The organism is Marinobacterium nitratireducens (assembly GCF_014645375.1).
In the GTDB taxonomy this organism is placed as follows: Bacteria; Pseudomonadota; Gammaproteobacteria; order Pseudomonadales; family Balneatricaceae; genus Marinobacterium_A; species Marinobacterium_A nitratireducens.
Map to the genome: position 1 here is coordinate 259,155 of NZ_BMLT01000006.1, position 12,214 is coordinate 271,368.

Sequence of the window (12,214 nt, forward strand, 5' to 3'; positions counted from 1 at the left end):
GTGAATATAGGTCTGTTCTGCAAGGCTTTAAGATGGTGGAGAAAGTTAACATTCTAACAATATCCAATGTATAGGGTCCGCCATGTCTTCCGTCCTTATTAAAGATAAAGCCGTGCCGCGCGGCAGTTTTCCCCATGTGAAGCGAGCCGGAGACTTCATATTTGTATCGGGTACCAGCTCCCGCCTGCCGAATAACAATTTCGAAGGCGTTGAAGTTGATTCGATGGGCGTTGCCAATCTGGATATTCGCGCCCAAACCCGAGCGGTTATCAATAATATACGGGACATTCTCTCTGCGGTTGGCGCGAGTCTTGATGATGTCGTCGACGTAACCAGCTTTCTGGTCAACATGAACGACTTTGGAGGGTATAACGAGGTGTATTCCGAGTTCTTTGGCTACGATGGGCCGACTCGAACAACTGTGGCCGTTCATCAGTTGCCCCATCCGCATCTGGTAGTCGAAATAAAAGTGACCGCTTACCTGCCACAATAAAATAATAGAAAGACATTGAAGTGATAGCTTGGCAGGTGTGTGTAATCGTAATACCAGGTATTCATGTCTGTAATGGACAGCGAAATAAAAAAAGAGGGTAGTTACATATTATGAAAAATAAATTATTCGCAGCTTTGCTTTTCGCGGGATTTGTCGGGCAGGTCAGCAACGTCGTTTCGGCCAAAACCGTCAGTATCGGTACGCCTCCCCAGGGAAGCCTGGCCTACGCCAGCGGTGCAGCCATCGCAAAAGTCGCGACTGAAGCCACAGGCGACAACTTCAGGGTAGTGCCGCAGGGAGGACCGCCGGTTATTGTGCCATCCGTCAATGTTGGTCGCATGGAATTTGGCCTGATAGCAAGTGTAGCGGCCACCTATGGCTATCGTGGAATAGAGATTTTCAAGAAAGCCAATCCGGACATTCGTGTTGTATCAGCGCTGTATCCCATCCGCCTGGGGATGGCGGTCCGGCGGGATTCCGGTATCGGCTCGCTGCAGGACCTCAAGGGGCATCGACTGGCCAGCGAACTTGTCAAACAGAAAAATACGCTGCGCTTTACCGAGGCCTATCTGGAGTCTGCCGGCTTGAGCTTTGACGATGTCACAGGAGTGCCGGTTCCAAACTTTGCACGCGGGGTCGAAGCATTGCAGGCGGACAAAGTTGACTCGAGTATCGCCTCTATAGGCTCAGGCATTATTGCGCAAGCCAACGCGTCGATCAACGGCGGGGTGAAATTCCTCGAACTGGAAAACGGCAGTGACATTCAGAAGATAATTGACCGACTGGTGCCCAGTGCCTACGTCGACACCATCGAACCCAACCCCTCGCGTGTTGGTATAGATGGGGCAAGCAGGGTACTTGCGCAGGATCTGCTGCTTATCACCGGCGTCGAGACGCCCGACGAGCTCGTCTATCAGGTCGCCAAGGCCCTGGCGAGTAACAAACCGGCGCTGGTCTCGGCGGTCGGAGCCTTCGAGGGCTACAACCCCGGTGCTGTTGCAAGGGAACTGCCGGTGCCTTATCACCCGGGGGCGATTCGCTATCTGAAGGAGCAGGGATCCTGGCAATAACTGTGCAATCCATTCCTTTGGAGTAGCCATATGTCCACTAGTAAGATGACCCTGCGGCCCCGAGCGTTGCAGCCGTTGGCAAGGACCCTGATTGCCGTGCTGAGTATGGCTCTGGTATTCGGTTCCGCGGCCTGGGCGCTCGATCTGCTGCAACTGCTCGGCATCGCTATCTATCAGGAGCAATTTCTGGCGACGATGCTGGGCTGTGCGCTGGGGTTAGTGTTTTTGCTGTATACCGGGAATCGAACCGAGAACCGTTCGGTCTCCATCATTGACCTGGCTCTGTCGTTACTGGGTTTTGGGTGTGGTCTTTATGTAGCGGCCGAGTATCCCCGGCTGCTAGATGAGATCTACGAGGCAAACCTCGATGCGCTGATTCTGGGTGGGATTATCGTGGTGCTGGTACTGGAAGGCTTGCGTCGTACCACCGGCTGGATACTGCCCGCCATCACCGCCGGCTTCGCCCTGTTCGGTTTGCTTGGTCACCTGGTACCGGGCCAGCTGCAGGGGCGCGAGGTCGCTTTCGATCAACTCACAGTGTATCTCGGGCTGGATTCCAACTCCGTTCTGGGTATGCCGCTAACCATTGCCACGGCGGTCGTCATTCCGTTTATCGTGATGGGTATGATGTTGCAGAGCGCCGGCGGATCGGATTTCTTCACCGAGATATCAACCGCATTGATGGGTAAGTATCGCGGTGGCTCCGCCAAGATTGCGGTCACGGCGTCGGGGCTGTTCGGCTCGATATCGGGCAGCGCGGTGTCCAACGTTACGTCTACCGGCATGCTGACCATACCCCTGATGAAGAAAGGTGGTTATCCGGGCGGTACGGCCGCAGCGATCGAGGCGGTCGCCTCGACCGGCGGGCAGTTGGTGCCGCCGGTGATGGGCGCGGCAGCGTTCCTGATGGCGGAATTTCTGCAAGTGCCATATTCGGAGGTGGTCATGGCGGCTCTGATTCCCTCCTTGCTTTATTATCTGGCGCTATTCCTGCAGGTCGACATGCTCGCCGCCAAGAACAATATCGCTCCCGTACCGGAGGAAGACAGGGCCCCAGCAGCACCGACTTTCAAAGCTGGCTGGCAGTTCCTGATACCGTTCGTATTGCTGATTCTGGCACTGTTTGGGCTCAACTGGGACGCAGGTCTGGCGGCACTTCTGGCCACCGGGTCCCTGATCCTGATAGGCCTGAGCTGGGGCTACAAGGGACGCCGGATGAGTCTGCAGGGAACGCTGGACGCGCTGCTCAAGTCCGGTTGTGCAGTGCTTGACATTATCATGATCGGTGCTGCAGCGGGCATCATTATCGGAGTAATGAATATATCGGGCCTCGGCTTCGGGATCACCATGGCCCTTGTGCATTTTGCCCAAGGCAACCTCGTATTACTGCTTCTTTTGTCAGCCATCGTCTGCATCATTCTTGGGATGGGTATGCCCACGGTTGGTGTCTATATACTCTTGGCGACGCTGGTCGCGCCGGCGTTGGTGGAGGTTGGTGTCAGCCCTGTCGCCGCTCATCTGTTCGTGCTCTATTTCGGTATGATGTCGATGCTGACGCCGCCTGTGGCCATTGCGGCTTTTGCCGCGGCGACCATCGCAGGCGAGCCGCCGATGAAAACCGGGTGGAAATCGGTTTGTTTGGGTTGGACAGCTTATGTGATCCCATTCATTTTCGTCGCGGCGCCGGCGCTACTGTTCGAAGGCAGCTGGTCGGAGATCCTGCTAAGTACTCTTCTCAGTGTTGTTGCCGTCTGGTTCTGTTCAGCAGCGATTATCGGCTACAGCCGCACTAAGATATCCGGCTTTACCAGGGGCCTGTTTGGAATGGTCGGCTGTATTTTGCTTTTCCTTCTGGCGAGCCCTGCCGATTTTTATTGGCAGTTATCAGCATTAGCGATTTCATCTCCACTTATCCTGAATGGATTTATCGCTTTTCGTCCATCTCGTCTGAGGAGTTGTTAACCCGATGAGCGACCAACGACCCAATTTCATTTTTATCATTACGGATCAGCAGCGCGCGGACTATTTGGGCTGTTACGGCAACGGGTTCGTCAAGACCCCCAATATCGACATGATGGCGCAGCAGGGCGTGCGTTTCGACAAATTCTATGTCGCGACGCCCACCTGTATGTCCAATCGCGCCACGATCATGACCGGACGACTGCCGTCCGTTCATGGCGTGCGGAGCAATGGCATTCCTCTGAGCCTGCAGGCGAACACCTTTGTGGAAGTTCTGCGCGACGGTGGATACAAAACAGCGTTGATAGGAAAAAGCCATCTGCAGAACTTCACCGGGCAGCCACCGATCCAGAAACGCGAGTTGCCTGAAGGTCGCGCGTTGCCGCAGCGTTCCGAGCTGCATGATGCTCTGAAGCCCTATCACCCTGAACCGGCCGACTACGATCAGGAGCAGCCCTGGTTCTGGGACGGTTGCGACATTCGAATGCAGCTGCCGTTCTATGGATTCGAGCATGTAAAGCTCTGTACCGGGCATGGTGACCAGGTCGGTGGCCACTATCGACAGTGGCTGCAGCAGCAGGCCGATAACGCTGAATCGCTGGTCGGCCCGGAGAATGGCCTTGAGCACGATTACGTCTGTCCTCAGGCGTGGCGCACCGCGATGCCAGAGGAGCTGTATCCAACCCGCTATATTGCCGACCAGAGTATCGCTTATATTGACGAGCATCTCCGGCAGGCTCCCGACAGCCCGTTTTTCCTGATGGTGTCCTTTCCGGACCCCCATCATCCCTTCACGCCGCCAGGTCGTTACTGGGATATGTTCGATCCCGATGATATGCCGATTCCGCAAGGCTTCGACAGGCGCTCGGATCAGCCGCCCCAGGCGTTGAAATGGGTGTACGAAAACCGTGGCCTGGGCAGTGAACGTGAGAAAAGCGTGTTTGCCTGCGAAGTGACTGAACGGGAGCTTCGTGAGGCGATGGCACTGACCTGTGGCATGACCGCGATGATCGATGACAGTGTGGGGGCTATTCGGAGCGCGCTGGAAGAAAAGGGATTGGCTGATAACACGGTCTTCGTCTTCACCTCGGATCACGGTGACTTTCTCGGCGATCATGGCCTGTTGCTGAAAGGGCCTTTGCACTATCAGGGACTGATACGCACGCCCTTCATCTGGTCTGATCCTGATGTCGGTAATCGGGGCGAGGCGTGCAGCGCCGTCAGCGGCAGCCTCGACATTGCTTCGACGATCCTGGATCGGGCTGGTCTGGCGGGCTATCAGGGTATCCAGGGCCGTAGTCTAATGCCGGAAATCCAAACGCTGGTGGACCATGGCCCCGGTTACAGCCTGGTGCAGGAGGATCAGCAGAGGCCGGTATTCGGCTTTGATCGCGCGATACGTGTGCATTCGATGGTCACGGACCGCTGGCGAATTACGCTTTACGACGACTCTGAGCTTGGCGAGTTGTATGACCTTGAAACGGACCCGCTGGAGCAGAACGACCTATGGTCCGATTCTGCGCATGCCGTGATCAAAGCGGAGCTGATGGAGCGTTTCTTGCGAGGGCAAATCCGGTCTGTCGATCGTAGCAATTTGCCGATTGCACAAGCTTGAACAACAAGGTTGGTCCCGAAACTGGGCCAAATATGAACCTGGGGCGCGAACCCTTTCAGGAGACAGCATCATGCCATCCAAACATCTTTTGCAGCCGTTCAATTTTCAGCAGTGGATCGAAGAACACCGCGATCTGCTGAAGCCTCCCGTCAATAATGCCCAGATTTGGGACGACGGCGAACTTATGGTTACGGTGGTCGGTGGTCCAAACTGGCGTACCGACTATCATGACGACCCCGTCGAGGAGTTCTTCTATCAACTGGAGGGCGACATGGTTCTGCGGGTGATGGAAGAGGAGGGACGGCCGCCGCGCGATATCACTATTCGCGAAGGCGATATCTTCTTCCTGCCGGCTCATGTCAAGCATTCGCCACAGCGGCCTGTTGCCGGAAGCGTCGGTCTGGTCGTCGAGCCGAAAAGGCCCGAGGGCAGCCTGGACGCCTTCGAATGGTATTGTCTCGAATGCAACCACAGGGTGCATCGCGTGGAAGTACAACTTGAAAGCATCGTCAGGGACCTGCCGCCGCTATTCGAGCGTTTCTATAACGACGAGTCGCTTCGTACCTGCGGCAACTGTGGTGTGCTACATCCTGGTAAGGCGGCTCGTCCGGATGCCATTGTCAACAGCGCAGTCGATAGTCAATTGTCGGTGACTCATGAGTAACGCGGGGCAGCTGCAATACACAAGTGTCGAAAAACTCAGTTGCCGATCAGAATAGTGCGGCATTGAAAGGGTGAGCGAAGCGAGTCAAATAGCCAATGCGTCTTTTGGTGTCGTTGACTCGTTTTTTCCCCGGCTGATTAGAGTCCAAGGGCTACGGCTCACTCACAACTGCCCCTGTCCGGCTTGCCCGAGACCAGCAGCTCGCTGCCGAGCAGCGTATCGCAGCGGCTGGAGAGGGCGGCGATATCGGTGATCAGAATCTTGCCGTAGCGGATCTGGATCTGTCCTTCCTTTTCCAGTGCCTTGAGTTCGCGGCTCACGCCCTGGCGCGTGGCGCCGAGCATGTGGGACAGGGTTTCGTGGGAGACTTCTTCGATAACGCGCATGCCGTCGGTCTCGACGCCCCGGCTGTGGGCCATGCGCACCAGCAGCCGGACAAGGCGCTCTTTCAGCGGCAGCGCAGTGGCGTCTTCGGCGCTGGCGTAGAGGGCGCGCAGGCGCAGGCTGAAATAGAGATTGAACTCGCGGGCAATCTCGGCGTATTCGTCGTAAAGCGCGTCGAAGGCCTGCCGGTTCAGCGTCATCAGCAGGGTTTCGGTCGAGGCGTAGGCATTGTTGAGGCGCGGCAGGCCGTCGATCAGGCTCATTTCGCCGAAGCACTCGCCGTCGTGAAACTCGGCCATGCGGATTTCCTTGCCCGACTGGGTGTAGTTGCTGATACGCACTCGGCCGGAGTCGATCAGGTACAGCCCTTCGGCGGCCTCGCCGACCGAGTAGATGGTTTCGCCCTCGGCGTAACGCCGCGGCTTCATCTGACGCAGCACGGCGTCCCGGCATGCCTGGGGTAGGCGATCGATCCAGTTGTGCATGTAGGGGATCTTGTGCATTGCGGTGCGGCTCTCCGGCGGGATCTTTGCCATTAACTGACATTACTTCCTGAAACGTTAGCATCCTATACCGCCGGGCCCATCCAGGCCACGGCCGCGGTCTGCGCCGGGGCGGACATCTTTTTTCGCTTTGTCACCTAGGTTGCAGACCGACAGTTCGCCGCCGTGGATACTGTCGTCAGTTGATAAGCACTACAGCGTCGAGAGGACAGAATAACATGCGACCGTTTCGTTCCGACCAGGTTACCAAAGGCAAGACCGCTTCCGCCGCCCGCTCCCTGTGGCAGGCCGCCGGTGTGAAGAAAGAGGATTTCGGCAAGCCGATCATCGCCATCGCCAACTCCTTTACCGAGTTCGTGCCGGGCCACGTGCATCTGCAGGACGTGGGCCGCCTGGTCAGCGACGCGATCTGGGAAGCCGGCGGCATCCCCCGCGAGTTCAATACCATCGCCATCGACGACGGTATCGCCATGGGTCATGACGGCATGCTCTACAGCCTGCCAAGCCGCGAAATCATCGCCGACAGCATCGAGTACATGGCCAACGCCCACTGCGTCGACGCCATTATCTGCCTGTCCAACTGCGACAAGATCACCCCGGGGATGCTGATGGCCGGTCTGCGCCTCAATATCCCTGTGATCTACGTGTCCGGTGGTCCGATGGAGGCCGGTCGTCTGGAGAAACAGAACCAGATTCAGCGCGTCGACCCGATCGACACCTACATCGCCGCCTTCAACGAGAACTACATGGCCGGCCAGGCCGAGGAGATCGAGAACCACGCCTGCCCGACCTGCGGTTCCTGTTCCGGCATGTTTACCGCCAACTCCATGAACTGCCTGGCCGAGGCGCTGGGTCTGGCGCTGCCGGGCAACGGCTCCATGCTGGCCACCCACGCCGACCGCAAGCTGCTGTTCCGGGACGCCGCGCAGCGCATCGTCGATATGGCCAAGCGCTACTACCTGGAAGAGGACGACTCGGTGTTGCCGCGCAACATCGCCACCCGCACGGCGTTCGAGAACGCCATGAAGGTGGATATCGCCATGGGCGGCTCGACCAACACCATCCTGCACCTGCTGGCCATGGCCCAGGAAGGTGAGGTCGACTTCACCATGGCCGACATCGATCGTCTGTCGCGCCAGGTTCCGCATCTGTGCAAGGTGTCGCCGGCAACCAAGAACTACTACATGGAAGACGTGCACCGCGCCGGTGGCATCATGGGTATCGTCGGCGAGCTGGAGCGTGCCGGCCTGATCGACACCAGTGTCAGCAGCGTCGCCGGCAAGAATCTCGGCGAAGTGCTGGAAAAATGGGACTACCTGCGCAGCCGCGACCCCGAAGTACTGGAGTTTTTCCGCGCAGCACCCGGCGGCAAGCGCACCATCAAGCCGTATAGCCAGGAGGCACGCTGGAACTCGCTGGACATGGACCGCGAGAACGGCTGCATCCGCAGCATCGATCATCCCTACAGCAAGGAGGGCGGTCTGGCGGTGCTGTTCGGCAACCTGGCCGAGAACGGCTGCATCGTCAAAACCGGCGCCGTTTACGAACACATGTACAGGTTCAACGGCAAGGCCCGGGTGTTCGATCAGCAGGAGACGGCACTCAAGGCCATCGACAACGGCGAGATCGAGCCCGGTACCGCTTTGATCATTCGCTACGAAGGACCCAAGGGCGGCCCGGGCATGCAGGAAATGCTCAAGCCCACCATGTCCCTCAAGGCTCAGGAGCTGGACGACAGCTGCGCGCTGATCACCGACGGCCGTTATTCCGGTGCCTCCGCCGGTCTTTCGATCGGTCACGTGTCGCCGGAAGCCGCCAACCAGGGCAACCTGGCGCTGGTGCAGGACGGCGACCTGATCGAAATCGATATTCCGGAGCGCCGCATCAATGTGCTGCTGAGCGATGAAGAGCTGGCCGAGCGTCGCGCGGCGATGAATGACCAGCCGGCAGAGCTGGCCTGGCAGCCCAAGGGCGAGCGTACCCGTGTGGTCACCAAGGCGCTGAAAGCCTACGCGGCCTTCGCCACCAGTGCCGACCGCGGCGGCTACCGCGATCTCTGATTGCGATGAACGGGGCGCCTTGGCTTGAGCCAAGGCGCCCCGAATTCTCTGAAAAACAAAAACCGGCCCTGACCGGTTTTTTCGTTCTCCGCCGTTCCCTGGAGCCTATTCCGGCAGCATGGGCGGCTTCAGCTGCTGCCCAAGCAGTTGTCCGAAGACCGTATTCAGCTCTTGCTTGAAGTGACCGTAGGCTTCGCTGTCGATCACTTTCTCGCTCGTCCACAGATAGATATTGCGCTCGGTGGGCCGGGCGGATCCCAGATCCAGTTCTGTGATGGTGTCGGGACGGGTGATGGCTCTTGTCGGGAAGCGGGGCAATACCGCCAGGTGATGCCCCCGGGCCAGCAGGTTGATCATCATGACCGCATCGTTCTTGAACACCGTCTGAGTCTTGATCTTCTTTATCCCCTCGGATGTCAGCATCTTGATGAACTGCTCTTCGAACGGGCCGGCAAGTCCCACGCTCAGCCACTTGGCCGATTCGAAGTCGTCGATGGCGAGGCTTTCCTTCTTCGCCAGAGGGTGATTGGCGCTGCAGAAGATCCCCAGTTCGTCCTCCACCAGCAGTTCACGATGTATCCCGGCCAGCATCCGTTCATGCGGAGCCGGTGCGATGACAACATCGTTGAGATCGTCCAGCAGCGCGTCCAGTGCGGTAGTCGGGGAGGACGAAGTGACGGTGATGGCCATCCTGGGGTGCTCCAGGGTCAGTCGATCGACCAGTTCGGGGATGATCGCCATGCCGATCATGGGGCCGATGGCCACTCGCAGTTCCTGGTTCATGCCGGTGCGGTAGCGGGAAACCTGCTCTTGCGCCAGATCCATATTGCGCATGATGGCGCGCCCCTCGCGCGCCAGCGCTTCGCCCATCGGCGTACTCCTGACCCCGAAGCGGCTGCGCGAGAAGAGCTGGGTGCCGGCCTGCATCTCGAGCGTAGCCATGATGCGCGTGAGCGTCGGCTGGGCAACCAGCAGATGTTTGGCGGCCGAGGTGATCGATCCCTTGTCCAGGATGACCGCGAGATAAACGAGATGTCGGGGATCCATACATTTTTGTAATATTGGGAAGCTGTTTTAGCATTTTACAACAGGGATGGTACTCCGTAAATTGTAGCTCAGATATAAAAACAATAATCAGCGGAGACCCCATGAATTATCTCAAGGTCCGTTGGCGGTGTGCAGTTTTGTCTGCTTTTCCGTTAGCCGTTATCGCGTCAAAAGATGAAGCTGGCCCGGTTCGTTTCGAATCGTATCCGGAGAGGCTGAAGCGACGAATTATTCCCCGTTCAGTCAAGACCAAATGGCTCTGGAAAGAGCAGTGCTCTCGAAGGCTTTAGCACGCGATGTAGTGCCCGTACCGGATCGTTCATGTCTGCTGTTCCACGGATTTTCAGGGTTTCCGGCTCATGGGATTAGGATAGGCGAAACTTCTGGAAGGCATCTTCAGGTAAAGTCCTGTGGTCATTACAGGGAAAGTCAGATTACATATTCGGTGGGATTTTAAGCAATTCCTGTGGATGGTTGATCGGCCTTTTTTGAATGACATGATGCTGAAAAAATAGTTTTATATTTGATTCGCGGCACCAACAGAAAAGTCCGTGCATATACCCCTGCGCGGAGTTTCTTGATTTCAATAATAAACTCTAAATATAAGGAAACATAATGCGTAATCGTCTTGCTTGGGAAGCTCGTGGTTCCTCTGCTGCAAAGGCAGCGGTTTTTGGCGGCAAGAGGCTGGTGGTCGAGAAGTCCGCTCTGGCCGGCGCCGTGCTGCTGGCGCTGGCCTCCGGACAGGTCGCCGCGGCCGGATTGCAGAAAGCCCCCCAGGAAGAGGGTTTGGGTCTCGAACTCGGGTTCGGGGTGCACGCCGGTTTTTCATCGGTGGATTACTCGGCCGACGTCACGTCGGACAAGGACAATATCGACAGCGGCCTGCCGTACTACTACACCGCGTCCACCACGGTCGACCCGACCTACGTGTTCGATACGGCTAACCATGGCGGCTTCCAGTGGAAGCTGCACACGGCGATTCAGCTGGACGATGCCTGGCTCGATGACGACCAGATCGACGAACTCTCGATCGAGCTGAAAAGCGACCGCTACGGCAACTTCTACCTCGGTGAAGACGACGGCGCGGCGGATCGCATGAAACCCAAGCAGTCGGGACGGGTGGGCATTGCCGTCGGTCACGGCGCCTTTACCGGCATTATTCCCTGGTGGGGCAACCTGCCGTTCGCGGGCGGCACCATTCGTGAGGGAGGCGATCCCTACAACTGGGACTGGCCCAACGGCATCGTGGGCGGCGACTGGCGCTCCACGTCCCGCGATACCTCCGACGCCATCAAGATCGGCTACGAGTCGCCGGTGTGGAATGGCTTCACCGTCGGTGCATCCATCAACCTGCAGGATACCTACGCCGGTTATGACGGCGTCCGCGGCAGCATTCCGGACGAGCAGGACAGCTGGAGCGATCTCGGGCTCAAGGACGACGAGTACGAACTGGCGCTGCAGTGGAACGGCAAAACCTCGGCCGGCTATGCACTGAGTGCCGGTATCATTCATACCTCGGTGCATGTGATCAACGACGACATGCTGCAGGAGAACACCGACGTCGGCTTCAAGGTCGGCAAGCAGCTCGAGTCCGGCGCAACGGTCAGCGGCAGCGTCTACTACGCCTACGAGGACTACAACAACGACAAGGCCGATATTCATGTGGATGACGAACAGGTGCACGTCGGCTTCGACTGGAGCAAAGGCAAGTGGACGGTGGGCGTCAACTACGTCGAGGCCTGGGACAGCTACAATCCTGCGGCGACCGTGCAGCTCGGCGGTGGCGGCAACAAAGGTTACAGCCTTGGCGCCAACTACCGTCTGGCCAAGGGCCTGACGCTCGGTGGTGGCGTGCTGTATGCCGAAAATGACCGTGGTGAAGAGGCCACTGAAGTGGGCCTGAACCTGAGCTACCGCTTCAAGACTTTCGTTCACTGATGTGAAGCCTGCGCCTGCGGGCGCGACATACCCTTCCTTTGGCCGGCCCTATCGGGGCCGGCTTTTTATTGTGTTTTTGCGGGTCGGAAGGTTCGGCATCCGCAGGATGAACAAAACGCCATCATGGGTTGCAGGCGTCCGGTAGACGGCGTGTCCAGCGCAACCCGGGTCATGCCAGGCGGACCGAAGAAATCTGGCCGCAGCAGTGGCTGGCAATGCCGTCTGTGCTGTCGAGCCTGATGAGTCGTGCCGGCTTCAGTCATGCCGAAATACCCTAAATGGTTAACAATATTAATTTTTTGGTCATGTTTGTGGGCCAAGCGTCCGTGACGCAGGGTTCTGCCCGGGCTTATCCCGAGACTGAGCCATAAGGCTCTGATAAAAAATCGTTTTTTCGGCTTTTCCCGAGAACCCTGGCGGCGAGTTCAGCATAGGGAAGGGGCGGGCGGGTTGTTGAGCGCATCTATACATTTTTGAA

Annotated in this window: 9 protein-coding genes; 7 read left to right on the top strand and 2 right to left on the bottom strand. The window is 57.8% G+C overall.

Annotated elements, in window-relative coordinates:
* The first annotated feature begins 82 nt into the window (after positions 1–82).
* From IEX85_RS13515 to IEX85_RS13535, 5 genes are all read left to right on the top strand, one after another.
* Positions 83–493: a RidA family protein gene (locus tag IEX85_RS13515; RefSeq protein ID WP_188861140.1), complete on the top strand. Its 411-nt coding sequence runs from the start codon at positions 83–85 to the stop codon at positions 491–493.
* Positions 494–603: 110 nt separating this feature from the next.
* Positions 604–1,563 carry a TAXI family TRAP transporter solute-binding subunit gene (locus IEX85_RS13520; RefSeq protein ID WP_188861141.1) on the top strand — a complete coding sequence of 320 codons (960 nt, stop codon included), beginning with the start codon at positions 604–606 and terminating at the stop codon, positions 1,561–1,563.
* Positions 1,564–1,593: 30 nt separating this feature from the next.
* Positions 1,594–3,525 (top strand): TRAP transporter permease, encoded by a 1,932-nt coding sequence (locus tag IEX85_RS13525; RefSeq protein WP_188861142.1) that lies wholly within the window; start codon positions 1,594–1,596, stop codon positions 3,523–3,525.
* Between the two features lie 4 nt (positions 3,526–3,529).
* Positions 3,530–5,137 carry a sulfatase family protein gene (locus IEX85_RS13530; protein ID WP_188861143.1) on the top strand — a complete coding sequence of 536 codons (1,608 nt, stop codon included), beginning with the start codon at positions 3,530–3,532 and terminating at the stop codon, positions 5,135–5,137.
* A gap of 70 nt (positions 5,138–5,207) precedes the next feature.
* A complete protein-coding gene (locus tag IEX85_RS13535; protein WP_188861144.1) occupies positions 5,208–5,801 on the top strand; it encodes a 3-hydroxyanthranilate 3,4-dioxygenase in 594 nt (197 codons plus the stop codon).
* Positions 5,802–5,959: 158 nt separating this feature from the next.
* On the opposite strand, the gene IEX85_RS13540 is transcribed toward IEX85_RS13535, so the two are convergent.
* Positions 5,960–6,721 (bottom strand): Crp/Fnr family transcriptional regulator, encoded by a 762-nt coding sequence (locus IEX85_RS13540; RefSeq protein ID WP_188861145.1) that lies wholly within the window; start codon positions 6,719–6,721, stop codon positions 5,960–5,962.
* 185 nt (positions 6,722–6,906) lie between these two features.
* On the opposite strand from IEX85_RS13540, the gene ilvD reads away from it, so the two are divergent.
* Positions 6,907–8,748, top strand: coding sequence for a dihydroxy-acid dehydratase (gene ilvD / locus IEX85_RS13545; RefSeq protein WP_188861146.1), 1,842 nt, complete (start codon positions 6,907–6,909; stop codon positions 8,746–8,748).
* A gap of 105 nt (positions 8,749–8,853) precedes the next feature.
* Here ilvD and IEX85_RS13550 read toward each other — a convergent pair whose 3' ends face one another.
* Positions 8,854–9,795, bottom strand: coding sequence for a LysR family transcriptional regulator (locus tag IEX85_RS13550; RefSeq protein ID WP_188861147.1), 942 nt, complete (start codon positions 9,793–9,795; stop codon positions 8,854–8,856).
* A 615-nt stretch (positions 9,796–10,410) separates the two neighbouring features.
* On the opposite strand from IEX85_RS13550, the gene IEX85_RS13555 reads away from it, so the two are divergent.
* Positions 10,411–11,736: a porin gene (locus tag IEX85_RS13555; protein ID WP_188861148.1), complete on the top strand. Its 1,326-nt coding sequence runs from the start codon at positions 10,411–10,413 to the stop codon at positions 11,734–11,736.
* Positions 11,737–12,214: the final 478 nt, after the last annotated feature.

Excerpts from the sequence above, each read along its gene's own strand:
- ilvD (WP_188861146.1), top strand. The coding sequence starts at position 6,907 with ATGCGACCGTTTCGTTCCGACCAGGTTACCAAAGGCAAGACCGCTTCC.
- IEX85_RS13550 (WP_188861147.1), bottom strand. The coding sequence starts at position 9,795 with ATGGATCCCCGACATCTCGTTTATCTCGCGGTCATCCTGGACAAGGGA.
- IEX85_RS13535 (WP_188861144.1), top strand. The coding sequence starts at position 5,208 with ATGCCATCCAAACATCTTTTGCAGCCGTTCAATTTTCAGCAGTGGATC.
- IEX85_RS13525 (WP_188861142.1), top strand. The coding sequence starts at position 1,594 with ATGTCCACTAGTAAGATGACCCTGCGGCCCCGAGCGTTGCAGCCGTTG.
- IEX85_RS13540 (WP_188861145.1), bottom strand. The coding sequence starts at position 6,721 with ATGGCAAAGATCCCGCCGGAGAGCCGCACCGCAATGCACAAGATCCCC.
- IEX85_RS13515 (WP_188861140.1), top strand. The coding sequence starts at position 83 with ATGTCTTCCGTCCTTATTAAAGATAAAGCCGTGCCGCGCGGCAGTTTT.
- IEX85_RS13520 (WP_188861141.1), top strand. The coding sequence starts at position 604 with ATGAAAAATAAATTATTCGCAGCTTTGCTTTTCGCGGGATTTGTCGGG.
- IEX85_RS13530 (WP_188861143.1), top strand. The coding sequence starts at position 3,530 with ATGAGCGACCAACGACCCAATTTCATTTTTATCATTACGGATCAGCAG.
- IEX85_RS13555 (WP_188861148.1), top strand. The coding sequence starts at position 10,411 with ATGCGTAATCGTCTTGCTTGGGAAGCTCGTGGTTCCTCTGCTGCAAAG.